This window comes from Rhodococcus sp. KRD175, from assembly GCF_017168275.1.
Classification (GTDB): Bacteria; Actinomycetota; Actinomycetes; order Mycobacteriales; family Mycobacteriaceae; genus Rhodococcoides; species Rhodococcoides fascians.
In genome coordinates this window covers 113,416-139,749 of sequence record NZ_JABFAQ010000015.1, presented here as the reverse complement: position 1 = coordinate 139,749, position 26,334 = coordinate 113,416, and the positions used below count along the sequence as shown (strand labels likewise).

The 26,334-nt window shown below is 64.4% G+C and carries 23 protein-coding genes; 12 read left to right on the top strand and 11 right to left on the bottom strand.

Translation table 11 applies throughout. The annotated features are described in order from the left end of the window. Positions 1–31: 31 nt before the first annotated feature. Both J1M81_RS20970 and J1M81_RS20965 read right to left on the bottom strand, forming a co-directional pair. A complete protein-coding gene (locus J1M81_RS20970; RefSeq protein WP_206498760.1) occupies positions 32–2,428 on the bottom strand; it encodes an HAD-IC family P-type ATPase in 2,397 nt (798 codons plus the stop codon). A 19-nt stretch (positions 2,429–2,447) separates the two neighbouring features. Continuing rightward, complete coding sequence (locus J1M81_RS20965) at positions 2,448–3,572, bottom strand: MBL fold metallo-hydrolase (RefSeq protein WP_371833685.1); 1,125 nt, start codon at positions 3,570–3,572, stop codon at positions 2,448–2,450. Positions 3,573–3,657: 85 nt separating this feature from the next. On the opposite strand from J1M81_RS20965, the gene htpG reads away from it, so the two are divergent. Beyond that, a complete protein-coding gene (gene htpG, locus J1M81_RS20960) occupies positions 3,658–5,583 on the top strand; it encodes a molecular chaperone HtpG (protein WP_032385717.1) in 1,926 nt (641 codons plus the stop codon). A 313-nt stretch (positions 5,584–5,896) separates the two neighbouring features. Here the strand turns inward: htpG and J1M81_RS20955 are convergent, their stop codons facing one another. Beyond that, positions 5,897–7,543: a cytosine permease gene (locus J1M81_RS20955; RefSeq protein ID WP_206498758.1), complete on the bottom strand. Its 1,647-nt coding sequence runs from the start codon at positions 7,541–7,543 to the stop codon at positions 5,897–5,899. A 113-nt stretch (positions 7,544–7,656) separates the two neighbouring features. Then, positions 7,657–8,238, bottom strand: coding sequence for an RNA polymerase sigma factor ShbA (gene shbA / locus J1M81_RS20950; protein ID WP_135046580.1), 582 nt, complete (start codon positions 8,236–8,238; stop codon positions 7,657–7,659). A gap of 196 nt (positions 8,239–8,434) precedes the next feature. On the opposite strand from shbA, the gene J1M81_RS20945 reads away from it, so the two are divergent. After that, entirely contained in the window at positions 8,435–9,382 is a 948-nt protein-coding gene (locus tag J1M81_RS20945) for an alpha/beta fold hydrolase (protein ID WP_206498757.1), read from the top strand. A 67-nt stretch (positions 9,383–9,449) separates the two neighbouring features. On the opposite strand, the gene J1M81_RS20940 is transcribed toward J1M81_RS20945, so the two are convergent. The 3 genes from J1M81_RS20940 to J1M81_RS20930 form a co-directional block, all read right to left on the bottom strand. Beyond that, on the bottom strand, positions 9,450–10,124 hold the full coding sequence (locus J1M81_RS20940) for a hypothetical protein (protein ID WP_027495954.1): 675 nt from the start codon (positions 10,122–10,124) through the stop codon (positions 9,450–9,452). A gap of 192 nt (positions 10,125–10,316) precedes the next feature. Continuing rightward, a complete protein-coding gene (locus J1M81_RS20935; protein WP_206498756.1) occupies positions 10,317–11,651 on the bottom strand; it encodes an ammonium transporter in 1,335 nt (444 codons plus the stop codon). Then, entirely contained in the window at positions 11,648–12,379 is a 732-nt protein-coding gene (locus J1M81_RS20930; RefSeq protein WP_206498755.1) for an enoyl-CoA hydratase, read from the bottom strand. Before J1M81_RS20930 ends, J1M81_RS20935 begins: the two co-directional genes overlap by 4 nt. Positions 12,380–12,434: 55 nt before the next feature. Between J1M81_RS20930 and J1M81_RS20925 the strand changes: the two genes are divergently transcribed. Next, the gene (locus J1M81_RS20925; protein WP_206498866.1) at positions 12,435–13,508 is read left to right on the top strand and encodes an NAD(P)-binding domain-containing protein; all 1,074 of its coding nucleotides are present in this window, start codon (positions 12,435–12,437) and stop codon (positions 13,506–13,508) included. On the opposite strand, the gene J1M81_RS20920 is transcribed toward J1M81_RS20925, so the two are convergent. Both J1M81_RS20920 and J1M81_RS20915 read right to left on the bottom strand, forming a co-directional pair. Beyond that, positions 13,505–14,326 carry a uroporphyrinogen-III synthase gene (locus J1M81_RS20920; RefSeq protein WP_206498754.1) on the bottom strand — a complete coding sequence of 274 codons (822 nt, stop codon included), beginning with the start codon at positions 14,324–14,326 and terminating at the stop codon, positions 13,505–13,507. The two genes, J1M81_RS20925 and J1M81_RS20920, sit on opposite strands and share 4 nt — an antisense overlap. Before the next feature lie 69 nt (positions 14,327–14,395). After that, a complete protein-coding gene (locus J1M81_RS20915; protein ID WP_063216894.1) occupies positions 14,396–15,244 on the bottom strand; it encodes an aldo/keto reductase in 849 nt (282 codons plus the stop codon). Positions 15,245–15,301: 57 nt separating this feature from the next. On the opposite strand from J1M81_RS20915, the gene J1M81_RS20910 reads away from it, so the two are divergent. After that, positions 15,302–16,933, top strand: coding sequence for an ABC-F family ATP-binding cassette domain-containing protein (locus J1M81_RS20910; RefSeq protein ID WP_206498753.1), 1,632 nt, complete (start codon positions 15,302–15,304; stop codon positions 16,931–16,933). Between the two features lie 64 nt (positions 16,934–16,997). Here J1M81_RS20910 and J1M81_RS20905 read toward each other — a convergent pair whose 3' ends face one another. Further along, positions 16,998–17,840, bottom strand: a complete 843-nt coding sequence (locus J1M81_RS20905; RefSeq protein WP_206498752.1) for an alpha/beta fold hydrolase — start codon at positions 17,838–17,840, stop codon at positions 16,998–17,000. Between the two features lie 68 nt (positions 17,841–17,908). Between J1M81_RS20905 and J1M81_RS20900 the strand changes: the two genes are divergently transcribed. The 6 genes from J1M81_RS20900 to J1M81_RS20875 all read left to right on the top strand — a co-directional run bounded on the left by J1M81_RS20900 (position 17,909) and on the right by J1M81_RS20875 (position 22,862). Beyond that, positions 17,909–18,364, top strand: a complete 456-nt coding sequence (locus tag J1M81_RS20900) for a MarR family winged helix-turn-helix transcriptional regulator (RefSeq protein ID WP_206498751.1) — start codon at positions 17,909–17,911, stop codon at positions 18,362–18,364. Positions 18,365–18,428: 64 nt separating this feature from the next. Then, positions 18,429–18,701 carry a helix-turn-helix transcriptional regulator gene (locus J1M81_RS20895; RefSeq protein ID WP_032365905.1) on the top strand — a complete coding sequence of 91 codons (273 nt, stop codon included), beginning with the start codon at positions 18,429–18,431 and terminating at the stop codon, positions 18,699–18,701. After that, positions 18,698–19,252: a hypothetical protein gene (locus J1M81_RS20890; protein ID WP_206498750.1), complete on the top strand. Its 555-nt coding sequence runs from the start codon at positions 18,698–18,700 to the stop codon at positions 19,250–19,252. Before J1M81_RS20895 ends, J1M81_RS20890 begins: the two co-directional genes overlap by 4 nt. 16 nt (positions 19,253–19,268) lie before the next feature. Beyond that, positions 19,269–20,162: an ABC transporter ATP-binding protein gene (locus tag J1M81_RS20885; protein ID WP_032381681.1), complete on the top strand. Its 894-nt coding sequence runs from the start codon at positions 19,269–19,271 to the stop codon at positions 20,160–20,162. After that, positions 20,159–21,358, top strand: coding sequence for an ABC transporter permease (locus tag J1M81_RS20880; protein ID WP_206498749.1), 1,200 nt, complete (start codon positions 20,159–20,161; stop codon positions 21,356–21,358). Before J1M81_RS20885 ends, J1M81_RS20880 begins: the two co-directional genes overlap by 4 nt. A 10-nt stretch (positions 21,359–21,368) precedes the next feature. Next, the gene (locus J1M81_RS20875; RefSeq protein ID WP_206498748.1) at positions 21,369–22,862 is read left to right on the top strand and encodes a carboxyl transferase domain-containing protein; all 1,494 of its coding nucleotides are present in this window, start codon (positions 21,369–21,371) and stop codon (positions 22,860–22,862) included. 18 nt (positions 22,863–22,880) lie between these two features. Here the strand turns inward: J1M81_RS20875 and J1M81_RS27055 are convergent, their stop codons facing one another. Next, positions 22,881–23,312, bottom strand: coding sequence for a hypothetical protein (locus J1M81_RS27055; protein WP_032372940.1), 432 nt, complete (start codon positions 23,310–23,312; stop codon positions 22,881–22,883). A 192-nt stretch (positions 23,313–23,504) separates the two neighbouring features. Here J1M81_RS27055 and J1M81_RS20865 point away from each other — a divergent pair, with 192 nt between their 5' ends. Further along, positions 23,505–25,361: a propionyl-CoA synthetase gene (locus J1M81_RS20865; protein WP_206498747.1), complete on the top strand. Its 1,857-nt coding sequence runs from the start codon at positions 23,505–23,507 to the stop codon at positions 25,359–25,361. 70 nt (positions 25,362–25,431) lie between these two features. Beyond that, positions 25,432–26,334 carry a DMT family transporter gene (locus J1M81_RS20860; protein ID WP_032372942.1) on the top strand — a complete coding sequence of 301 codons (903 nt, stop codon included), beginning with the start codon at positions 25,432–25,434 and terminating at the stop codon, positions 26,332–26,334.

The window sequence follows — 26,334 nt, the reverse complement described above, 5'->3', positions numbered from 1 at the left end:
TGCCAGTCGGGTGAAACGGAACACCTGCAGTTTACGTTCGCTCCTGCCGGTTGCGCAGTACCGATCCGAATCGGTGGGCGACCTCGACGAGTGCGATACCGACAGCGCCGATGATCAACGCGCTCGTGGTGGCACCGACGTTCGAGGGATCGAGCTTGAAGAAGGTGCGGCAGAACGGGATTGCGAACAACAACAGGTATCCGCCGACGGATCCCGCGAGCAGCACCACCTTCCACCAGGTGTACGGCCGCGCGACGACGGCCAGGACCCACAGCGCGATCATGATCAACGTGATCAGTGCGGTGGTGCTCGCCTGGGTCACCTGTGTCTCGGTGGCGTTCGGACCCGCGTAGGCCAGCAGATACGACACGAACGTGCACGAGCCGACGATCAACCCGGACGGAACGGCCAACCGCATCACCCGCGAGACGAACCCGCTGCGTGCCCGTTCGTTGTTCGGGGCCAGCGAGAGCACGAACGCCGGAATGCCGATGGTGAACCACGCGGCGATGGTCACGTGCCTCGGCAGGAAGGGATACGGGATCGGCTCGAAATGGAAGACCTGCGACAGCACTCCCGAGAGCCCGATCAGAAACGCCAGCAACACCGAGTACACGGTCTTGGTCAGGAACAGGTTGGACACGCGCTCGATGTTGCCGATGACGCGTCGCCCCTCCCCTACGACATAGGGCAGCGTGGCGAACTTGTTGTCCAACAACACGATCTGCGCGACGGCACGCGTGGCCGCACTACCCGAGCCCATCGAGACACCGATATCGGCGTCCTTCAATGCGAGCACATCGTTGACGCCGTCACCGGTCATCGCAACGGTATGACCTCGAGACTGCAACGCGCCCACCATCGCACGCTTCTGGTCCGGCCGAACGCGGCCGAACGTCGTCGAGTTCTGCACGGAGTCGGCCAGTTGCTCGGAATCCTCGGGCAGGTCACGTGCGTCGATCGGGGCGTCGCCACCGGGAAGTCCGAGCGAGCCGGCGACCGCGCCGACCGACACGGCGTTGTCCCCGGAAATGACCTTGACCTGAACGTGCTGACTTGCGAAGTACTCCAACGTGTCTCGGGCGTCCTCGCGCACCTTCTGCTCGAGAATCACCAGAGCCCGCGGGGTGACGACTCCCGGCGCCGCGGTGTCGTCGACGGCGAGGTCACTGCTGGCGAGCAGCAGTACCCGCAGACCCTTGGAGCCGGCATCTTCGGCCTGTCGAGCGGTCTCCGAGGTCGGGTCGAGCAACACGTCCGGGGCACCGAGCAGCCAGTTACCGTGCTCGCCGTACGACAGACCGCTCCACTTCTTGGCCGAGGAGAACGGGGCCACCGCGCTCTGCGTCCACCCCGGCGCGTCGGGGTACGCCTCGGCTACGGCCTGCACACTGGCATTGGGCCGCGGGTCGTCGTACGCCAGAGACGCCAATACTTTTGGCACCGAGTCGGAGTCGTGCTCGTCGATCAACACCAATTCCGAGAGCCGCATGCCGTTCTCGGTGAGAGTGCCGGTCTTGTCGGCGCACACCACGTCGACGCGCGCGAGCCCCTCGATGGCAGGCAATTCCTGCACCAGGCACTGCCGTTGCCCGAGCCTGATGACACCCACCGCGAACGCGATCGACGTCATCAGCACCAGACCCTCGGGGACCATCGGGACCAGCGCCGCGACCATACCGTTCAAGGCAGGCCGCAGAGCCTGCCCGCTGGAGAACAATTGGTTGTAGATGATCAGCGCCCCGGCCGGAATCATCAGGTAGGTGATGAATTTCAGGATCTTGTCGATACCGCTGCGCAGCTCGGACTTGACCAGGGTGAACTTGCTGGCCTCTTCGGCGAGCTTGGCAGCATAGGCGTCGCGTCCGACCTTCGTTGCCCGGTAGGCCCCACTGCCCGAGACGACGAAGCTGCCCGAAAGTACCTGCGCTGCTTCGAGTTTGTGCACCGTATCGGCCTCACCGGTGAGCAGCGACTCGTCGATCTCCAGGCTTGCCGTCTCGATGACCTCGCCGTCGACGACGATCTGATCACCCGGTCCAAGTTCGACGATGTCACCGAGGACGACCTCGTCGGGCGGAATCTGTTGCGAGACACCGTCGCGTCGCACCTGCGGCTTGTTCTGACCGACGATGGCCAACCGATCCAGCGTGCGCTTCGCGCGGATCTCCTGAATGATTCCGATGCCACTGTTCGCGACGATCAACAGGCCGAACATGCCATCGATCACCGAGCCCGTCGAGAGCACGATGATCAGCAGCACACCGAGAATCGCGTTGATTCGGGTGAACACATTGCCCCGGACGATGTCGCGAACCGAGCGTGAAGCGCGAGCGGGAACGTCGTTCGATTTCCCCTCGGCCCGCAGTGCGGCGACCTCCGCCTCGGTCAGCCCGGTATCCTGCTGTGCATCGGCGTCGATAGACATGAGTGCAGCCTAAACCCGGTCAGCCCAGCCGGGACCACCAGCGATCGTCGTGCAGGGCCCTCGTACCGTCGATGCGTTGACCCGGCATCGGTACCGCAACCTGCACACCCACGTCCTGAGCGGCGGCGTGCAGTCGCACGATCGGCTCGGACCACGGGTGAAAAGCCAGGTTGAACGTCGCCCAGTGAATGGGCACGAAGATGCCCGACGTCGTCAGATCCACGTGCGCGGTGACCGCTTCCTCCGGATTCATGTGAATGTCCGGCCACCGAACGTCGTAGGCACCGACGGGAAGAAGCGTCAGATCGAACGGTCCGTAGTTGCTGCCGATCTCGGCGAACTTCGGTGTGTAACCGGTGTCGCCGCCGAAGAAGACACGCCGCACCGGACCGGCGAACGCCCAGGACGCCCACTGCGTCGAGTCCCGGGTCAGACCGCGGCCCGAGAAGTGTCGAGCTTCGGTGCAGGTGACGGTGAGGCCGCCGATGTTCGTCTGCTCGTCCCAGTCCAGCTCGATGATGCGTTCCTCGGGCACCCGCCACTTGCGCAGGTGCGCGCCGATACCCAGCGGCACCACGAACGGGGCCGACTGTGTGCTCGCCAGCTTCTGCACGGTCGCCTTGTCGAGATGGTCGTAGTGATCGTGGGAGATCACGATGGCGTCGACCCGCGGAAGGTCGATCAACTCGACCGGCGTCGGATGCAGCCGCGCCGGCCCCACCACCGAGGACGGGGACACGCGATTGCTCCACACCGGATCGGCAAGAACGCGATAGCCGTCGACCTCGATGAGCACACTCGAATGTCCGTACCAGGTGACCGCAAGCTCACCGGCATCCACCGGAGCGATCGGCGGGGCCAACGGGATCGGCCGCTGAGGCTTGCCCTTGCCGCGTTCGGTGACGAGCGAGACGAACATGTTCTTCTCGCCCTTGTCACCGCGGCCCGGCACGTAACTGGAACTGGGGTCGGAGTTGTGGAACCGGCGATCGCGGTAGCGCGGCGACCCGGCCGCGTAGGGAGTGATGTGCACGCGTCTGGCACCGATGGCCGACGGCAGACCCCACAGCGCACGCGCCAACCACGCCCCGCTCAACGCTGCCGTTGCTCCCAGTACGAACTTCGTCTTCGTCACGGCCCCCACAGTAGGCGGCGCCGACGTCTTCGCAGCTCACCCGTAGCCTTGCCGTAGAATATTTGCGTCGGTTTTGCTGCTAGAAGGGGAGACATTGAGTACCGAACAGCTCGAATTCCAGGCGGAGACGCGTCAGCTCCTGGATCTGATGGTGCACTCCATCTACTCCAACAAGGACAGCTTTCTCCGTGAACTGATCTCGAACTCCTCGGACGCGCTGGACAAGCTGCGCCTGGAGTCGTACCGCAACAAGGATCTGGACGTCGACGTCTCGGATCTGCACATCGAGATCGACATCGACTCCTCCGCTCGTACCCTCACCATCCGGGACAACGGCATCGGCATGTCGCGCTCGGAGGTCATCGACCTCATCGGCACACTCGCCAAGTCCGGCACCGCCGAGGTCCGCAAGAAGCTCAAGGAAGCCAAGGATGCCGCGGCTTCCGAGGAGCTGATCGGCCAGTTCGGCATCGGCTTCTACTCGACGTTCATGGTGGCCGAGAAGGTCACGCTGCTCACCCGCAAGGCCGGCGAGAGCACCGCCACCAAGTGGGAATCCACCGGCGAGGGCACCTACGAGATCACCGACGTCGACGACGCCCCGCAGGGTTCCTCGGTCACGCTGGCTCTCAAGCCCGCCGACGAGGAAGACCACCTCCACGATTACGCGTCCGAGCGCAAGATCAAGGAATTGGTCAAGAAGTACTCCGACTTCATCGCCTGGCCCATTCGCATCGACGTCGAGAAGCGCGTCAAGAGCGAAGAGGAAGGCGGCGAGGACACCGTCACGATCGAGACGGAAACGATCAACTCGCAGAAGGCGCTGTGGACCCGCTCCAAGGACGAGGTGTCCGAGGAGGAATACAAGGAGTTCTACAAGCACGTCAGCCACGCCTGGGACGAGCCGCTCGAGGTCATTCCGTTCAAGGCCGAGGGCACGTTCGAATACCAAGCGCTGCTGTTCATTCCGTCGCAGGCACCGTTCGACCTGTTCATGCGCGAGAGCAAGGCCGGCGTACACCTGTACGTCAAGCGCGTGTTCATCATGGACGATTCGCAGGAACTGCTGCCCGAGTACCTGCGCTTCGTCAAGGGTGTCGTGGATGCAGCGGACCTCTCGCTCAACGTTTCTCGCGAGATCCTGCAGCAGGACCGGCAGATCCGCGCGATCCGCCGTCGCCTGACCAAGAAGGTGCTCTCGACCGTCAAGGAGCTGCAGAGCGAGCAGCCCGACAAGTACAAGACGCTGTGGTCGCAGTTCGGCACGGTCCTCAAGGAAGGCCTGATCTCCGACTCCGACAACCGCGAAACCCTGTTGGGCATCTCGTCGTTCGCGTCCACCCACTCCGAAGAGGGTCTGACGACCCTCGCCGAGTACGTGGACCGGATGAAGGACGGCCAGCAGCAGATCTACTACATGACGGGCGAATCGCGTCAGCAGATCGAGAGCTCGCCGCACATGGAGGCGTTCAAGGCTCGCGGGCTCGAGGTGCTGCTGCTCACCGACTCGGTCGACGAGGTGTGGGTCGGCAACGTCACCGACTTCGACGGAAAGTCGTTCCAGTCCATCGCCAAGGGCGAGGTGGACCTCGACACCGAGGAAGAAAAGAAGGAGTCCGAGGCCAAGCGCGAGGAGCAGGACAAGGAATTCGCCGACCTGCTCACCTGGCTGACCGACACCCTCGGCGAGGACGTCAAGGAGGTACGTCTGTCGACGCGGCTGACGACGTCACCGGCCTGCGTCGTCGGTGACGAGTTCAGCTTCTCCCCGCAGCTCGAGAAGATGTACAAGGCCTCGGGCCAGTTCGTGCCGACCTCCAAGCGCATCCTCGAACTCAACCCGAACCACGACCTGGTGACGGGACTGAAGAAGGCCCGCGAGGATCGCAGCGACGATCCGCACCTCGCCGAGACCGCCGAATTGCTCTATGCGACGGCACTTCTCGCCGAGGGAACCGAGCTGAAGGATCCGGCGAAGTTCTCCAAGTTGCTCGCCGATCGGTTGACGCGCACCATCTGAGCGGCTTCGCCCCATGTGAGTGGAACTTCGTAGCCTGCTACGTGTTCAGTCTGGGGACATATGAGACACGAGATGTCCACGGACATGTGACACACGGGCTGTGATGATGCTGCGGGGCACTGTGACCGGCTATGGAGTAATCCATGGCCAGATCGGATGCCCGGATGGCACCTGAACACCGACAAGCGCTACCAAGGACAACTCCACCGCCCCGCAGCCTAGAATCGTGTCTCACATGTATCGAGACACCCGTGTCCCACATGTATCAAGACAGCACACGTAGCCTGCTACGAGGTTCCACTCACATGCTGGGTCACTGAGGCGGGAGAATGTGCTCCCCCGTCTTGTCGGTGCTCAGTGACAGCGAACTGATGTACTGCTTTTCTCCGTTGGGCCCCGGCACGTTGGACGCGATCATGTCGGGTCGCTCGAATTCCATGCCGCTGACGTGGCACATCACGAGCTCGTCGGACGGGTTGCCGTGCTCGTCGAACATCGGCAGATCGATGCCGTCATCGGTGCGTCGCAGGTAGTACTTGCCCTTGGTCGCCACCGCCAGGATGGGCGGAAGTACCAGTGCAAGAACGAGAGCCACAATGGGCGAATACGGTTTGATCGCAGATCCGAACGCCCCGAAGAACACCAGAATCGACAGGATTGCCGACACCGCCATCGATCCGAAGCCGACCGGGTTGATGTTGTAGAGCATGCCGCGTCGGAACTCGGGCACCTTGGGCGAGAGCTTCAGGATGTACTTGTTGAACACGATGTCCGAGGCCACCACCGCGATCCACGCGATACCGCAGTTGGCGTAGAAGCCGAGGATGCTGTTGAGGAAGTCGAACATGTTGGCTTCCATCAGGATCAGCGCGATGGCCAGGTTGAACAGCACGAACACCATGCGGCCCGGATACGTCTTGGTGAGGCGGGTGTAGGAGTTGGTCCACGCCAGCGATCCCGAATAGGCGTTGGTCACGTTGATCTTGATCTGGCTGATGACGACCAGGATCACCGCGAGGGTCATGGCGAGCCAGCCCGGCATGAAGTTCTCGTAGATCTCCAGGAACTGGTGCACCGGCTCGTTGGCGATGCTGGATCCGTCGACGACGTTGGCGATCAGGTACACGGCGAGGAAGAGACCAACGACCTGCTTGAGGGCACCGAAGATGACCCACCCCGGTCCGGCGAGAAGTACTGCCGTCCACCAGCGTCGGGAATTCTCGGGAGTCTTGGGCGGCATGAAACGCAGGTAGTCGATCTGCTCGGCGATCTGCGCGATGAGCGAAAGACACACGCCTGCGGCGAGCATCACCGACCCGACGTTGACGCCCTTGCCGTCGGCCCCGTCCTGACCACCGTAGGCGAAGAACTCACCCACCGAGTCGGGATTGCCGATCACCAGGTACACGAACGGCAGCACCATCAGAACGAGCCACAGCGGGGTGGTCCAGACCTGAAGTTTGGCAAGGGCTTTCATGCCGTAGATGACCAGCGGGATCACCATGATGGTCGAGACCGCGTACCCGATGGGCAACGGGATGCTCAGCCCCAGTTCGAGTCCCTGCGCCATGATCGAACCTTCGAGCGCGAAGAAGATGAACGTGAACGTCGCGAAGATGACGTTGGTGACGACCGATCCGTAGTAGCCGAAACCGCTTCCACGCGTGATCAAGTCGAGGTCGATGTTGTAACGGGCCGCGTAGTAGGCAAGCGGAAGGCCGGTCAGGAAGATGACGACGGCGAACACCAGAATGCCCCACAGTGCATTGCCGGTTCCGTACGAGATTCCGATATTGGCACCGATGGCAAAATCCGCGAGATAGGCGATGCCGCCGAGCGCGGACGTCGCGACAACACCGGTCCCCCACTTACGGTAGCTACGCGGCGCGAAGCGCAGCGTGTAGTCCTCGAGCGTCTCTTTCAGCGCGGTATCTGTCGGCGCTGGCTGTACGGCGGTCATGGATCAACAACGTAGAACCGCCACGTTGCCGACGTGTCTTGCGCCGATGTAGCTGGTGTTAATCGAACCGGCTTTTCGGACATACGTCTCGGACGCCCATCCACCGGGCGGTGTCAGGCAGCTGTGCGGGCCGCCAATAGCGAGAAGTTCGACAGTTCGGCGCGCAGCATGTTCATCGCCCGGTGCTGGGCGACCCGCACTGCACCGGCCGTCATTCCCAGAGCTTCGCCCGTCTGCGGTGCCGTCAGGCCCCACACCACTCGCATCAGGATGATCTTGCTGTACTTCGGGGGCAGGGTGTTCATCAGGGCCTGCGCATGGGAGCGGAGTTCGTCGCCGAGCGCGACCTGCTCGGGACCGTCCTCACCCGACACTTCCTCGGGCAGCTCGGCCGTCGAGAACGTCTGCCGCAGAGCCGATCGTCGGCCGGCATCGGCCAGTTTGTGAGCAGCGATTCCGTAGACGAATGCCATGAACGGTTTGCCCATGTCGCGGTACTTGGGTATCGCGGTGACCAGAGCGAGGCAGACGTCCTGCACCACGTCGTCGGCCGCGACATCGAGATTGCCGATGCGGGCAGCGCAGTAGCGGCGAATCGGAGGTTGGATCAACACCAGTACGCGTTCGAGTGCGGCACGGTCGCCCGCGACGGCCCGCGGTACGACGTCTTCGAGCGTGTCCATGGAAGTGCTCATGGCCGATCTCCTTCTTGGCAACGCGCGCCCTCACCTGAACGCTCACCAGTACTTCGAGGCAGCCGACCGTTCGGCTTGGTCGGATCGGCTTCCACAATCGAAAAAAATGTGACTCAGGTAACACGGCGTGTCGTCCGAGCGACGTACCGGACAACATCCACGTCGCGTCACGTGACCCTGACACCGCGGAGCGCACATGAGTACCAGTGAGCAGAACCACCTGGTCGGTCGCCGGAGCACCGTCGCCGCAGGGGACGGCACCACGCTCGCAGTGCGCGAGTTCGGACGGCCCGATGCGGCTCTGACCGTTGTGTTCGTCCATGGGCACTGCCTGCGGATGCAGTCCTGGACCGAGCTGCGCACCCACGTCGAGGATGTCTGGGGCGAGAACACGCGAATCGTTCTGTACGACCACCGCGGCCACGGCGAATCCGGTGCCGCATCGCCCGACAGCTGCACCATCGATCAGCTCGGCGAGGACCTGGCCGACGTGATCCGCGCTGTTGTACCGGTCGGGCCGTTCGTTCTGATCGGACACTCGATGGGCGGCATGACGGCGCTCTCCTACGCGCGTCAGTACCCGGATGCCGTCGGCTCGCGCCTCGTCGGGGTCGGGTTGATCGCGACGTCCGCAGGCGGGATCACCGATGACGGGCTCGGTCGCTGCCTCGCGCATCCGGCCGTGTCGGCGTTTCAGGCAGCTGTTCGACGGGCCCCTCGATTGATGTCGGGTGCCAAGAGGCTCAGTCGCGGGGTGTGCGCGCCCATCGTCAGGACGGCGGGATGCGGCTCCCACAAAGTCAGCCCGCGGGTGGTCACTCTGGCGACGGCCATGCTCGGCGACACGTCCATCGTGACGATGGCCGGCTTCCTCGGCGCGTTCCGCGGACTCGACGAGGTGGCCGGTCTGGCCGCGCTGGCCTCGATTCCCACGCTGGTGCTGTGCGGTTCGGACGACCTGATGACGCCGATGCGACACTCGGAAACCCTCGCCGCCCACCTGCCCGATGCACGGTTGGTACGTATCGCACAGGCCGGACACATGGTGATTCTCGAACGAGCACACGAGGTGGCGGACGCCATCGTCGAACTCGTGACGGCAGCTCGGCGAGCTCACGTGGGGGATCTCGCCTTGGCTCGCTAGACCTTTCGACGACTGTGGCCCGCACCGGATATCCGATGCGGGCCACAGCACTGTTGTCGAGGCGATGTTACTTCTTCACTGCGGGAGGAGCGTTGAGCAGCTGGATGAACTGTCCGGCGTTACCGATGACTGCGCCGAGGCCACCGGCGGAGGTGCCGGCGAGCGATCCGATGGCACCGAGGGCGATTGCGCCGATGACGCAGCCGCCGATGGGGCCTGCTCCGAGAAGAGTCGCGACCGGTGCGGTCACGACGACTCCGGTGATGATTCCGAGGATGCATCCGCCGACGATTCCGGTTGCAGCACCGAGGAATCCACCGACGGAGGCGGTGAGGCTGAGGTTGTCCTTGACGCCTGCGACTGCGGCGGGCAGGTCGACCTGCTGCAGGCCGGGAAGGGAGGTGGAGACCGGGGTTGCCGCGGCAGGCGAGACATCTGCGGTCAGAGTGGCGTGGTTGCCGTCGATGTCGGCAGCGACGGGGTGCGAGAATCCGTCGGCGGCGATGGCGAGCGGTACGGAGTCGACGAGTGCGCCGTTGGCGTCACGGACGACCAGGTGGTTGTCTTCGTTGCTCAGGGTGCCGGCCGTCGTGTCGACGAGGACCTGGTTGCCGGCCTGGGTGACGTTCCACCCGACGGCAGCGGCGGGAGCCGGTGCCGGATCCGCATAGGCGGTGCCCATGGCGGTCGTCATCGCTGCAATGACCAATGCGGACGTTGCCGCGAATCGAGTCAGCTTCATGTTCCTCAGTCTTTCGTCGTGTCCATCTCTCGATACCGAGCAGCGAAAAGGTATGGGCACAACGAGCGTGAAGAGCGAACCGAAGATGAACGAGAGGGGTCGAACCGAACAACGATCGATCGCATCAACGCGAAAGGGACAGAACGACTTTCAGCGACCGATCGGTTCGTAAAGGACGCGCAGGGTTTGCCCCTACTTACCGAAAAGACCAGGCTTGTTGCTGCCTCCGTGGCCCACTCCGAAGTCGTAGGCGGACTCGGCGTGCTCGTGCTTGTCCAGGCCGTCGGCCTCGTGCTGCGCGTCGGCGCGCACGCCCATGACGGCCTTGATCGCGAACGCGATAGCGGTGGTGACGACTGCCGTGTACGCGAACACCGCCACGACGGCGATGGCTTGCACCCAGAGTTGATGCAGACCGCCGCCGTACAACAAACCGTCCTTGCCCGCCGGCATCTGCGCACTGGCGACGAGTCCGATCATCAGCGTTCCGACGACACCGCCGACGAGATGCACACCGACGACGTCGAGTGAATCGTCGTAGCCGAAGCGATATTTGAGGCCGATCGCCAACGCGCACAACGCGCCCGAGACGATGCCGATCGCGGCTGCACCAATCGGTGTGACGGCAGTACACGACGGCGTGATCGCGACGAGTCCGGCCACCACTCCGGACGCCGCGCCGAACGACGTCGCGTGCCCGTCCCGCCATTTCTCGACGACGAGCCACGCCGCCATCGACAGCGCGCCCGCGCCCATCGTGTTCACCAGCGCCACTGCGGCGACGCCGTCGGCCGCCAACGACGAGCCCGCGTTGAAACCGAACCAGCCGAACCAGAGCAGTCCGGCTCCGAGCATGACGGCCGGAAGATTGTGCGGACGCATGGGATCTCGCGGCCACCCGCTCCGCTTGCCGACCACGAGGGCCAGCACCAGCCCGGCCACACCCGCGTTGATCTCCACGGCCGTGCCACCGGCGAAGTCGATCGCGCCGAGCCTGTTGGTGATCCACCCGCCGAACTCACTGGTGAGCCCGTCGAGCGAGAAAACCCAGTGCGCCACAGGGAAATACACCAGCGTGGACCACAGGGCCGCGAACAGCACCCACGGCACGAAACGCATCCGGTCTGCGACGGCACCGGAGATCAGCGCGACCGTCACCATGGCAAATCCTGCCTGGAACGCTGCGAACACCAACGCCGGAACGGTCCCCACCAACGGAATCGACACCGTGCCCGCCGCCGAGGTGTACACGCCGCCGAGCAAACCCTCGAAACCGGCGTACTGCAACGGGTTTCCGATCCAGCCGCCGATCACGTTGTCGCCGAACACCATCGAGAACCCGAACGCCAACCACAGCAGCCATACGACGGCGATGGCCGACAGGCTCATCATCATCATGTTCAGCACGCTCTTCGAGCGCACCATGGCGCCGTAGAAGAAGGCCAAGCCCGGCGTCATCAGCAAAACCAGCGCGGTGCTCGCCAGCAACCAGGCCGTGTCGCCCGCGTCGGGCGCTCCGTTGATCACTTGCCCACGAATTTCGGTGCGCGCTTCTCGGCTCTCGCGCGGCGCGCTTCCTTCATGTCCGCACTGCTCCACGCGGCCTCGAATGCCGCGCGCTGTGCGGGCGTCGGATCGTCGTGCGCGCCGTCGTCGTTGAACACCAGTTTGAGGTGTCGCAGCGCCAGGGGTGCAAGGGCAGTGATCGAGTGCGCCCACTGCACGGCAACATCGCGATCGCCGAGCTTATTGGCCAGACCGCACGTGTACGCCTGATCGGCGTGCACCCGTTCGCCGCCGAGCAGGATCGTGCGCGCCACGCCGCCGCCGGCCAATGCCGCCAGCCGCTTGATCGTCCAGTTGCTCACTGCGATTCCGAGACGCGTGGAGGGAATCTCGAAGAATGCCTCGGGTGCGACCACCCGCAGGTCGCAGGCAATGGCCAGTTGCGTCCCCGCTCCGACGGCAGGCCCGTTGATCGCCGCCACCACCGGAACGGACACTCGCTCGATGGCATCGAGCATGCCTTCCAGCGTCTCGCCGAACGCGTCGGGAAACGCATCTCCGGTCAGGTCGGCACCGGCACAGAAGCTACTGCCCTGTCCGGTGATCACCACGACCCGCGCGCCGTCGGCATCCGCCTGCTCGACTTCGCGTCGTAGCGCGACACAGAGATCCGTGCTCAGCGCATTGCGCTTGTCCGGTCGCTGCAATTCCAGGATGACGACATCGCCGTCACGAGTGTGTCCGATCACGCCGAGCAGGTTACCGGCTGGTAGCCGCGGTCACAGGGCGGGGCCTGATCTACTGATACTCGTGATCGACACTCGGGTTGCTGTCATCGGTGCCGGCCAGGCTGGGCTCTCGGCCGGCTACCACCTCCGGCGGGCCGGACTTGCCGCAGGTGCGGGCTTCGTCATGCTCGACCGCTCCCCCGGACCCGGCGGTGCTTGGCAGTTCCGGTGGCCATCGCTGACGCTCAGCACCGTCAACGGCGTGCACGATCTGCCCGGGATGCCGTTCGCCGACACGCTGGGAGAAGAGCCACCCGAATCCATCGCGGCAGCCGACGCGGTTCCCCGCTATTACCGCGCGTACGAGGAACGTGTCGAACTGCATGTCCGACGCCCCGTCACGGTGACCGTCGTGTGCGACCGCGAACCACTCTTTCGGGTCGAGGCCGGGGACACGGTCGTCATAGCCGAGGGCCTCATCAATGCGACCGGAACGTGGGAGAAGCCGTTCGTTCCGCACTACGACGGAGCCGAGTCCTTCACCGGTAGACAACTGCACACCAAGGACTACCGAACTGCGGACGAGTTCGCCGGCAAACACGTCGTCGTGGTCGGCGGCGGAATCTCGGCCGTGCAGCTACTCGACGAGATCTCGCAGTTCACCACAACAACATGGGTGACGCGTCGACCACCGGTGTTCCGGGACAGCCAGTTCGACCACGACGCCGGACGCAAAGCCGTCGCCATGGTCGAGGAGCGGGTGCGTGCGGGCCTGCCGCCGGGCTCGGTCGTCTCGGTGACCGGCCTGTTGCTCACCCCGTCGCTGGCTGCCGCACGCGAACGTGGCGCTCTCGAACGCAAGCCGATGTTCTCCTCGATCACCGCCGATTCCGTTGTCTGGGAGGACGGTTCGACCCAGCACGCCGACGTGATCCTGTGGGCCACCGGATTCCGCAGCGCCCTCGATCACCTTGCCCCGCTGCGACTGCGCGGGCACGGCGGCGGAATCGTCATGGACGGCAGGCTGACCACCCGGGTGGCCGCGAACCATCGCGTCCACCTGCTGGGGTACGGCCCGTCCGCGAGCACGATCGGGGCGAACCGGGCCGGGCGAGCAGCGGTGACGGAGTTGCTCGAGACTCTGGGTTAACCCAGGTGCTCGACGACGAACTTGGCCAGGGAGCCGAGACGCGCACGGTCCGGCATCGACGTCGGAACGCCCAACGCATCCAACGGGGCCGACGTCACCGGCCCCACGCAGATCGCGGCGACGGGGCCTCGAAGTGCGGCGAGGAAGGCGTCGAGCATGCCGTTGTCCTTGGCCGTCGACAGCAGGGAGGCGACGGCGGGAGCGCTCGTGAACGTCACTGCGTCCACTCGATGCTCGATGATCTGTGCCAACAAGTCCATGAGCGGGGCCTGATCGACGGGGCGGATCCAGCGGTACACGGGGATCGGGCGTACATGCGCGCCGAGTTCGCTCAGAGCATCGCTCAGGTGAATCGTCGGTTCCCATTCGGTGATGACGCCGTGCAGTTGCACGGCGATGTCGGCACCGAAAATACACTGGGCAGCAAGATGATCGGCAACTTCCTGCGATGCTTCGGTGGCGGGCGACCATTCATCACGCAGCCCGGCACCCCGGATCGCACCACGCGCTTTGGGGCCACGCGCAATGATTCGCGTGTGCCCGAGCGCTGCCAGGAGGTCGTCGCGCACACCCCATTCGGCCGCCGCATCGAGCCAGCCACGGAAGCCGATACCGGTGCTGATCACCACGATCTGCGGGGGACGATCGACGATGCCTTCGGTAGCCGACTTCAGCTCCGAGTCGTCGATCAGGGGCAGAACATGAATCGCCGCGGCGTGAACGATGTTCGCGCCGCGGCGTTCGAGCATGGTGGCCAATTCGTCTGCACGCCGCTCGGCGGTGAGGGCAACGGTCTTGCCTGCGAGCGGTTCCGACATGGGTACAGACTAGGCCCCCATGTGCGCGGAACTTCGTAGTCCACTACGAAGTTCCACTCACATGGCGGGTCAGCTGCTGAACTTGTCCGGGTCCGGGCCGGTGCGGCCGTCGGCGGTGTCCAGAGCGTTGATCTGCTGAATCTCGTCGTTGCTCAGCTCGAAGCCGAACACGTCGAAGTTGCTCGCGATCCGCTCCGGGGTGACCGACTTGGGGATCACGACGTTGCCGAGCTGGATGTGCCAGCGCAGAATCACCTGCGCCGGGGTGACGCCGTGTGCCTCGGCGATGGGCGCAAAGGCCGGATCGTCCAAAACGGTGCCGGAGCCGAGCGGGCTCCACGCCTCGGTGGCGATGCCCTTCGAGGTATGGAAAGCGCGCAGTTCTTCCTGGATGAAGCGCGGATGCAGCTCGATCTGGTTGACCGACGGGACCTCACCGACGGCGTCCATCAGCTTCTCGAGCGTGGGGATGGTGAAGTTGGAGACGCCGATCGAACCGATGCGGCCGTCCGACTTCAGCTTCTGGAACGCCTTGAACGTGTCGATGTACTTGTCGCGATCGAGCTGCTGCCAGTGAATCAGGTACAGGTCGAGGTACTCGAGGCCCAGACGATCCATGCTGGCGTCGAAGGCCTTCAAGGTGGAGTCGTAGCCCTGATCGTCGTTCCACAGCTTGGTGGTGACGAACAGCTCGTCGCGCGCGATGCCGGACTCCGCGATGGCCTTGCCGGTGCCGGCCTCGTTCTCGTACACCTTGGCGGTATCGATGCTGCGGTACCCGACCTTCAGCGCCTCGGACACGGCGGCCTGGGCACCGTCGTCGGGAACCTGCCACACACCGAACCCGAGCTGGGGAATCGACGTGCCGTCGTTGAGCACGATGGTCGGGACAGTACTGGTCTCGGCTGAATACGTCATACGAATGCCAACGGACGGCGCTGTGAATCTGTTCCCGGTCCCGGGGATACTGGTCCAGTGACTGCCACGCTCCGCATCGACGATCTGGCCGCCTTTCACGGCGATCGAACCCTGTTCTCCGGACTCGATCTGACGGTGACCGAGGGTGATGTGATCGGGTTGGTCGGTGCGAACGGTGCCGGTAAATCGACGCTGTTGACGCTGCTGGCGGGCGTGGGAACGGCCGATCACGAGGGTGAGATCTACACCAGCCCGCCCGACGCAACCGTCGGTTATCTTGCGCAGGAGCCCGAGCGCATCGCCGGGGAGACGGTGTTGGATTTCCTCGGCCGGCGTACCGGGGTCACCGATGCCGAAGCCTCCATGAACGCAGCCGCCGAGGCGTTGGGTTCGAGTGACGAGGACCTCTACACCCCGGCGCTGGAGAAGTGGCTGGCTCTCGGCGGCGCGGATCTGGCGGAGCGAACGGCGAAGGTGCTCGCGGATCTGGGCCTCGATGTCGACGGCGGCGCATTCATGACGGATCTATCGGGTGGGCAAGCCGCCCGAGCCGGGCTCGCCGCGATTCTCCTCGCGCGTTACGACATTCTTCTGCTCGACGAGCCCACCAACGACCTGGACCTCGCAGGCCTCGAGCAACTCGAACAATTCGTCGTCGCGACGCGGGCGGCCATCGTCGTCGTCAGTCACGATCGCGAGTTTCTGGCGCGGACGGTGACCGGTGTCGTCGAGCTCGATCGAGCGCAGCGTCGCATCGATGTGTACGACGGCAGCTACCAGTCCTATCTCGCGGAACGTGAAATTGCGCGCCAGCATGCACGGGAGAAGTACGACGAGTTCGCAGACACCAAGTCGGCGTTGGAGTCTCGCGCGCAGATGCAGCGGAACTGGATGGAATCGGGCGTCCGCAATGCGCGACGCAAGGCCACCGACAACGACAAGATCGCCCGCAAGACTCGCGCCGAGTCGACCGAAAAGCAGGCCGCGAAAGCTCGGCAGACACAGCGCCGCATCGAGCGACTCGAGGTGGTCGAGGAACCCCGTAAGGAATGGGAACTGCGGATGGAGATCGCGGCGGCTCCTCGCAGCGGGACCGTTGTCGCGGTGTTGGGCGGAGCCGTCGTACGCCGATCGGACTTCACCTTCGGTCCGGTGACGACGCAGATCGACTGGGGCGATCGCATCCTCATCACCGGACCCAACGGCTCCGGCAAAACGACGCTGCTGTCGGTACTGCTGGGCCGGTTGACGCCGGACGAGGGAACGGCCTCACTGGGTTCGGGTGTGGCGATCGGCGAAATCGACCAGGCACGAGCCTATTTCGTCGGCGACGGAACAGTGTCCGACGCCTTGAGTGCAGCAGTTCCCGAGTGGCCCGACGCCGAGGTCCGCACACTGTTGGCCAAGTTCGGGCTGCGCGGCGACGACGCACTGCGGCCGGCGTCGTCCTTGTCGCCGGGTGAACGAACCCGTGCCGCACTCGCATTGCTACAGGCCCGCGGCGTGAACCTGCTGGTGCTGGACGAGCCCACCAACCACCTCGACCTGCCCGCCATCGAACAACTCGAACGCGCGATGGAAAACTTCGAGGGCACCCTGCTGCTGGTGACCCACGATCGCCGCATGCTCGACACCGTTCGCAGCACTCGTCACTGGACGATGAACGATGGGCAGCTGAGAGAGAAGTAGGTCGCAGTGAAATCGGGTGCAGCTGACCGCGGTGGTGAGCGCGGCTAGCTGCACCCGATTTTCGTCAACTGAGAAGAATTTCGTTCACCTCGGCGGCGGGAAGCATCGGCAACGTGTGATGCGTGGCTCCGTCGAGTATCACGGTCCGCGCTGCAGGCAGGGCGGTTCGGACCGCCGATTCGATTCGAGCGGCATTGTGCACCTTGCCATTCCCAGCCAGCACCACGGTTGTCGCTACACCGAAGTTCGCGAACGTAGCAGGATTCGGCCGTTTCGGAACAATGGTTTTTGTGGTCGGAGCATGCGCGGCTCCCAGAGCAAGTACGTCGAGCCAATCCGGATCCAACTGCGCGTCATCGGTTTCCCATCGGACGAAAGCACGCTGCCGTTTCTCGTTGGAAGCGAGCAATATCGGCAGGGCATGCAGCAGATACCGCGGACTCATGGAGCCGAAGCATGCGTTGGGATCGAGTAGGGTCAACGCATCCACGCGGCTCTCGTTGCGCAAGGTGTACGCCAGAGCGATCATCGCGCCGTAGGAATGGCCGCACAGTGCCACAGCTCGAAGGCCCAGTTCATCCAGCACCGCCGTCACCCAGTTCAGCAGCTCGTCCACGGAGTCGATGGACTGCTCACCGGGCACGCTCCGTCCGACGTCGCCCATGAGGTCGACCGCGTACACCCGATATCGCTGCGAGAGCGCCTCGACGTTGGCGAACCACACGGTGGACGTGGCACCCGCCCCAGGGAGCAGCACCAGCGCCGGGCCGTCGACGGGTCCGCAGGCGTTGATTCGCGTGGTGCCGTACACCGTGTCCACGTCGATGGCTTGGGTATCCGCCGGCCACTTCTGCAGCACTCGGTCGTAGGCGGTGAAGAATCGGTCGAGCGTCACTGATGCCCCCATTCTCTCGATGATCGAGATAGTAGACAATAGAGAGACTTCCCGTCCAGCATCTCTCGAGGGATCAGCACATGACCGAGCCCGCCTCTACCGTCCATCAGCTACGCGCACTGACGGTCGACCTCGATCTTCTGGGCGCAGAATTCGCGCAGAGACATGCACTCCACCCGACGGACATCCGGGCGCTGATCTGTCTCCTCGACGCGGACCGAGCCGGAACGCGCGCTACGCCCGGTTGGCTAGGAACCCAGCTGGGCCTGGAATCCGCGTCGGTAACAGCCTTGGTAGATCGAATGTGCAGGCGGGACTTGGTACTACGTGAACCCGACCCGGCCGATCGCCGGCGAGTATTGCTGCGCGTGACTGCGCACGCGTCGGAACTCGGGACAACGTTCTTCGGCCCCGTCATCGGCCAGGCCGTCGACGAGCTCGCCCGCTTCACGCCAGAGCAGCGGGCAACGATCGATGAGTTTCTGACCACGATGCGTGCCATCGTCGCCTCCACTCGGGAGCAGCACACCCCGTAGACAAATCGGCAGTTTTGTTATCACCTGTTGACACATCGTTGGGTTTATACAACACTTCATTGTCATGAGCCCCGTCAAGCGCGGTACCGCGCTCCCGATCTACAACAGGGTGGGTGTTCTGCGGGCAGAACGAAAGATGAGCCGCGCGCAACTGGCCGAACTCGTCGAAGTGAATCCCCAGACGGTGGGTGCCCTCGAACGAGGCGACCACTACCCGAGCTTGGACCTCGCGATGCGCATCTGCGACGTCTTCGATCTGCCGATCGAAGCGGTGTTCTCACGCACCGAACTCGGACCACTCTCGGCCGAACTCTTCCGAAAGGAAAAGGATCGATGACCACGCCCGGCTCCGACATCCTCACCCGCTATCAGGCGTATCGCACCCGGCGATTCCTCGAGAACGACGCCAAGACACGGCATTGGCTACCCGCCTGGCGAACCCAGCATCGACGCCGAATCCTCGTTGTCGCTGTGGCTGCACTCCTCTTCGCATTTTTCGTCGTCAGTATCGGCAGCCTGTTCTCGAAGTGGTTCGCGATCGGATGGATACCGGCCGCCCTGGTGTTCATACCGGTGTGGACTGTTCTCCAGACGGTCTCGGGCCGGCACGGAGACGCACCGGTAGGAGCACTCGACGAGTGGGAAGTGCAGCAGCGCAACGAAGCTCGATCCATCCGCCTCACCGTCACGCAGACCCTGGTGATGGCGGCGGCGTTCGCGTCCATCTTCCTGTCCACGGCGAACGACGAGATGCCGCGCCTGGCCTACGCAGGTGGCGGATGGACTCTCGCCGCACTGATGACCGGCATCTGCTCCCCCGCAATGATTCTCGCGTGGATAGCCCCTGACCCCGAACCAGAAGACACCGAAGAGTTCGACCAGCAGTAACGACCGAAAGGGCACCATGAGCACCCTCACGATCGACTCCGTCTCCAAGAGATACGGCGACAAGATCGCCTTGGACAACCTGAGTTTCGACGTCCGGCCGGGCGAACTGTTCGGCTTCGTCGGCAGCAACGGCGCGGGCAAGACCACCACGATGCGCATCGCGCTCGGAGTCCTGTCGGCAGATTCCGGCCAGGTTCTGTTGGGCGGCAAGCCCGTCGACCTCGATGTCCGCCGCACCATCGGTTACATGCCGGAGGAACGCGGGCTGTACCCGAAGATGAAGGTCGGCCCGCAATTGGCGTACATGGCCGAGCTACACGGCCTCTCGTCGAAGGATGCCAAAGCCGCAGTGATTCGCTGGACCGAACGCCTCGGCATCGACGAGCGAGTGAACGACACCGTCGACGCACTGAGCCTGGGGAATCAGCAGCGCGTGCAGTTGGCAGCCGCGCTGGTGCACGACCCCGCAGTGCTCGTGCTGGACGAACCGTTCTCCGGCCTCGACCCGATCGCCGTCGACGTCATGAGCGAGGTACTGCGCGAAAAGGCCGCTGCCGGAGTGCCGGTGGTGTTCTCGAGCCACCAACTCGATCTGGTGCAACGCCTGTGCGACCGAGTCGGCATCATCGCCGCAGGCTCGATGAAAGCCGTCGGTACCGTCGACGAACTACGCGGATCGGGAGATTCGCACCTGCACGTCCACGCACCGAACGCTGCGCCCGGATGGGCGTCGGGCATCGCCGGAGTGAGCACACTCGGGCACAGCGACGGCGTCACCGTTCTCGGGCTGGCACCGGGAGCCGATGATCAAGAAGTCCTGCGGGCCGCTCTCGCGACCGGACCGGTACACGAATTCTCCATCCAGAAACCTTCCCTGAGCGACCTGTTCCGAGAGGCGGTAGTGGCATGAGCTCCCAACTGAACTCCTTCAGCGCAGTGTCCTTGATAGCCAAGCGCGAGTTCACCGTTCAGGTGATGAAGAAGAGCTTCGTCATCAGCAACGTGATCATCCTGGCCGTCATCGTCGGCGGCATCATCGCATTCTCGATCTTCTCCGGCAGCGGTGACGAAGAGCGCGACGTCATCGGCGTCGCCGGGGACCAGTCCATTGCAACGGTATTGGAGGCGACCGGCGACGCCGTCGGTAGCCCCGTCGAAGTCCGTGACGTTGCCGACGCGGCGGCCGCGCGCAGTGGCGTCGAATCCGGGGATCTCGATGTGGCGCTGGTTCCCGACGGCACTGCGGGCGCGTACACCGCCGTCACCGAGTCCGATCTGACCGGCACGTTGCGCGCCGTCGTCGAAGGCAGTGTCGCGACGCAGGCCACGAATGCTGCACTGGCGCAACAGGGTGTCGACCAGAACGAGCTCGGGGCAGCGACGAGTGCCGCGACGGTCACCGTCGACGCGATCGATCCGCCCGACCCCGAGGCCGGTCAGCGGACAGCCCTGGCCCTGTCGGCCGTGTTCCTGTTGTACGCACAGATCATCGGCTTCGGCATGTACGTCGCGATGGGCGTCGTCGAAGAAAAGTCTTCGCGCGTGGTCGAACTGCTGCTCTCCACCGTTCGCCCCCTGCAGTTGCTCTGGGGCAAGATTCTGGGCATCGGTGCGGTCGGCATCCTGCAGCTTGCTCTGTACGGAATTGCCGGTGTGGGAGCAGGATTGGGCACAGGCGTACTCACCGTCACCGGTGCCGCGGTGAGTGTCTTCGCGGCCACACTCGCGTGGTTCATTCTCGGCTTCGCGTTCTTCGCGGTGCTCTACGCAGCGGGCGGATCCATGGTCTCGCGGCAGGAGGACGTGAACTCGACGACCATGCCACTGCTGATCCTGATCATGGCCATGTTCTTCGCGGCCTTCTATTCCGTCAGCGATCCGGAGAGCACTCTCGCCAACACGCTGAGCTGGATCCCGCCGTTCTCGGCGATCATGATGCCGCTGCGCATCGCCGCGGGCGTGACCTCGCCGGTGCAGATCGTCGGTTCGGCAGTCCTGATGGTGATCACCACCGCGATCCTGGCGATGGGCGCAGCGAAGATCTATCAGCGCTCCATTCTTCGGATCGGCAAGACCGTCTCGTGGAAGGAAGCATTCGCTCGATAGAGTTCGCGCCATGAGCCCACGGACATCCGCCGCCGAGATTCTCGATTCCGTTCTCGACGGCGGATCGTTCGTGTCGTGGGACTCCACGCCCGTGGACGTCCATCCTGGGGAGTCCTATCTGAAGGATCTGGCCAAGGCTCGCGAGAAGAGTGGCGTCGACGAATCGGTGTTGACCGGCGAGGGCACCATCGACGGCCGACGCGTCGCAATCGTTGCCTGCGAGTTCGCGTTTCTCGCCGGATCGATCGGCGTCGCGGCGGCCGAGCGCATCACCTCCGCAATCGAGCGCGCCACTGCAGAGGGCCTGCCACTCATTGCCTCCCCCACCTCCGGCGGCACGCGCATGCAGGAGGGAACGTTGGCCTTCGTGCAGATGGTCAAGATCGCCTCCGCCGTCACCGCACACAAAGCGGCGCACCTGCCGTATGTGGTGTATCTCCGCAATCCGACGACGGGAGGCGTTTTCGCATCCTGGGGTTCACTGGCCCACGTCACCGTCGCCGAACCCGAGGCCCTCATCGGGTTCCTCGGCCCGCGGGTGTATCAGGCCCTGTACGACAAGCCATTTCCCGATGGCGTCCAGACCGCCGAGAATTTGTACCAGCACGGTGTCATCGACGGTGTGGTGCCGGTCGAGCAATTGCGTCACTTGCTGATCCGCACGCTGCGAGTGATCGTCGACGCATCCGTGTGGACGGACGTTCCCGAAGTCGAACGTACGAGCATTCCCCAGCAATCGGCCTGGCACTCGGTGCAGTCGTCGCGCCGCGCCGATCGTCCAGGGATTCGGCAGATCATCGAACATGCTGCGGCCGAACATGTTCCGCTCAGCGGCACCGGCCAGGGCGAGGCCGACACCTCGATCCTGTTGTCCCTGTGCCGCATTCGCGGTGTCTCCTGCGTGCTGTTCGGCAACGACCGAAGCAGCAGCACCGCCACGGCAACGATGGGACCCGCCGCACTACGAGAAGCTCGCCGCGGCATGCGCCTGGCCGAGGAACTCCGGCTACCTCTGGTACTCGTCATCGACACATTCGGCGCAGCACTGTCCAAGGAAGCCGAGGAGGGTGGTCTCGCTCCCGAGATCGCGCGGTCGATCTCCGACCTGGTCACCGTGAACACCCCGACGGTGTCGGTACTACTGGGCCAGGGCACCGGCGGCGGAGCACTCGCACTGCTGCCCGCCGACCGCGTCCTGTGTGCCCAGAATGCCTGGCTCGCACCACTTCCACCCGAGGGTGCCAGTGCCATCGTGCACCGCGATACCGCCCATGCACCGGACATGGCCGAGGCTCAGGGCATTCGGTCGGTCGATCTGCTGCGAGACGGCATCGTCGACGCCATCGTTCCCGAACTCCCCGATGCAGCCGACGAACCGGCCGCGTTCTCCGGTCGCATCGCCGATGCCATTGTCCGCGAACTACGCGAGCTGTCGACCCTCGAAGCGGCAGCTCGGACGAGTGCGAGACTCGGCCGCTACCGCACTCTCGGGGTCGCCTTGTGAGTGGAAACTCGACCCCTGCTACGAGACCGGAGTGGAGCCTGCGGAACGACCGCAGGCTCCGCCGTGCACGTGCGAGGTCACGAGCGCTACTACGTCGCCCGCACGCAGGTCGGCTGGCAACTCGACCGGACTGACGCAACTGCGCCCCGGACCGTGCACGTCGACCTTGACCACCGGGCCCACCGAGTGCCGGTTGACCACTACTGCCTGCTGAAGATCACCGAACTCCGCATCGACGCCCACCTCGCCGGCGATGACCGACCGCACGCGAGTGATCAGAATCCGACCCCACTGCACCGGAGTGCCCTCGGCATCGGCCACATCCTCGAGCGCGACGCCGTCGACGGTGATGCGGCCGCACACACAGTGAGTGTCCTCTGGCCAGAGCGCTGGATCGCACCGCGACACATAGGCGGCACCGAGAGACGGAAGAATGTCCACAAGAGTCATGAGAAGAAGTCTTGCGCCGGGCGGTGGCGTCGAACAGGGGTGTTGACGCAATCTTGACGCCTCGGCCGTGAATCTTGACGGCGTGTGGGCACCAGTGCACACAACGACCGCCGGTCGACGGGATTCCGCCGGTCGTCGCCGGTAGTGCGCAACCCGGCCCGGACCACCCCACCTCGAACTACGCTCGCAGACATGAGTGGCGAGTATCGGCAGGCATTCGACAGCAGCATCGAGAACCGCGAGGATTTCTGGCTGGCGGCCGCGTCGGGAGTCGACTGGGACACCCCTCCCACCACGGCGTTCGACGGTTCGCAGTGGTTTCCCGGAGCCCGTCTCAACACGTGCGTCAACGCCCTGGATCGGCACGTCGACGCCGGCCACGGGGATCGGACCGCACTGATCTACGACTCGGCGATGCTCGGGCTCACCCGGAGCTACACCTACGCCGAACTTCTCGACCAGGTCGCGCGCTTCGCCGGGGTGCTGCGCGCGCAGGGCGTCGGACCGGGCGACCGCGTGGTCATCTATCTGCCGATGATTCCCGAGGCCGTCATCGCGATGCTCGCGTGCGCACGGCTCGGCGCGGTGCATTCGGTGGTGTTCGGCGGCTTCGCGGCCAAGGAGCTCGCAGCGAGAATCGACGACGCCGAGCCGGTGCTGCTGATCACCGCGAGCGGTGGGTTCGAGCCGGGTCGCGTCATCGAATACCTCCCCTTGGTGCAGCGCGCCCTGACGCTCACGACCGCGAACACACCGGCCGTGATCGTAAAATCACGAGAGGGCATTCCCGGCGAACACGAGTGGCTGGATTGGGACACCCTCATCGCCGACGCATCCGCCGCACAACCGGTTTCGATGGCGGCGACGGATCCGCTGTACATCCTCTACACGTCTGGTACGACGGGCAAGCCCAAGGGCGTGGTGCGCGACAACGGCGGTCATGCCGTCGCGTTGACGTGGTCGATGCGCAACATCTACGACGTGAATGCCGGTCAGGTGATGTGGACAGCCTCCGACGTCGGGTGGGTGGTGGGACACTCGTACATCGTCTACGGCCCGCTGTTCGCCGGTGCCACAACGGTTCTCTACGAGGGCAAGCCTGTCGGGACTCCCGATGCAGGCGCGTTCTGGCGGGTGATTCAGGACCACGGTGTGCGGGCCCTGTTCACCGCACCGACCGCGCTACGCGCCATTCGCAAGGTCGATCCGCACGCCGCCGAGCTCGAGAAATACGACACGTCCTCGCTCGAGACACTGTTCGTCGCCGGTGAACGCCTCGATCCCGATACGTACGAGTGGATTTCACGCACCCTCGATCGACCCGTCGTCGACCATTGGTGGCAGACCGAGACCGGGTGGGCCATCTGCGCCAACCTTCGCGGGCTGGAACCACTTCCGATCAAACCCGGATCGCCGACCGTGCCGGTACCGGGATTTCAGGTCGGTATCCTCGACGCGTCCGGTAATCCCGTGGACGCAGGCTCGGAGGGCAACATCGTCGTGCAGCTGCCACTGCCGCCCGGTGCACTGGTCGGACTGTGGAACGACGAATCACGTTTCCAGCGTTCGTATCTCGATACTTTCCCCGGTTACTACCTCACCGGCGACTCCGGTTACATCGACGCCGACGGGTACGTCTACGTACTCGGTCGCAGCGACGACGTCATCAACGTCGCCGGACACCGTCTGTCCACCGGATCGATGGAGGCGGTACTCGCCGGCCATCCGGCCGTCGCCGAGTGCGCCGTCATCGGTATTCACGACGACCTCAAAGGACAGCGTCCCAGCGGCTATGTAGTGCTCAAGGCCGGCGAGAACATCACCGAGGAACAGCTGCGCACCGAATTGGTGGCCATGGTTCGCGATCAGATCGGTGCGCTCGCAACGTTCCGCGACGTGACGATCGTCGGAGCGCTGCCGAAGACCCGATCGGGCAAGATCCTGCGGAAGACGATGCGTCAGATCGTCGCAGGCGAGGAATACGGCGTGCCGTCGACCATTGAGGATCCCGCAGTCCTCGATGCACTGGAGAAGCTACTCGGCAGATAGGCGGAAACCGAAGCAACCATGGCCGAAACCCGCGCGCCATGGGGCACTCCCGCACGATAGCGTCCTCGGCATGACAGATCTCGACACCCGCCCCGCCGTCGACTGGCTCGCACTCGGTGCGGTCACCGTCACGGTGATCTCGTGGGCCTCGGCCTTCGTCGCCATCCGCGGCGTCGGCGAGTCGTTCGGTGCCGGCCCACTCGCTCTGGGCCGGCTCCTCATCGGATCGTGCGCCCTCGGCGCGATCGTGCTGGTCAGGAGACAGTGGGTCAAGCCGAACCGCACGCAGTGGTTACAGATCGCCAGCGTCGGCGTGTTCTGGTTCGGCGTCTACAACGTCGCCCTCAACGCCGCCGAGCAACGTGTCGACGCCGGAACGACGTCGATGATCATTCAGATCGGCCCCATCCTGGTGGCGCTGTTCGCCGGTCTGCTTCTGGGCGAGGGCTTTCCGAAGTGGTTGGTGATCGGTGCCGGTATCGCGTTCGCCGGTGCCGTCATGGTCGGCGTCGTCACCGCCGTCACCACCACCTCGACCACCAGGACGGACGCCGACTTCCTCGGCATCGCACTGTGTCTCGTATCCGCAGTGACCTATGCGATCGGAGTACTCAGCCAGAAGCCGGTACTGCGCACGGTCCCCGGCCTGCAGGTCACCTGGATGGCCTGCACCATCGGGGCGGTCTGCACACTCCCGTTCGCGCCTGCTCTGCTCGACGACCTGTCCACCGCCTCGGCCGGAGCCACCGGCGGACTGCTCTACCTCGGCCTGGTTCCCACCGCGCTGGCGTTCAGCACCTGGGCCTATGCGCTGACGCGCATGAACGCAGGCAAGCTCGGCATCACCACGTATGCGGTGCCGCCGATCACCATCACTCTGGCCTGGTTGTTGCTCGGCGAGATACCGCACATTCTCGCCGTCGTCGGCGGTGTCATCTGCCTCGTGGGTGTCGGATTGTCCCGCAGGAGATAG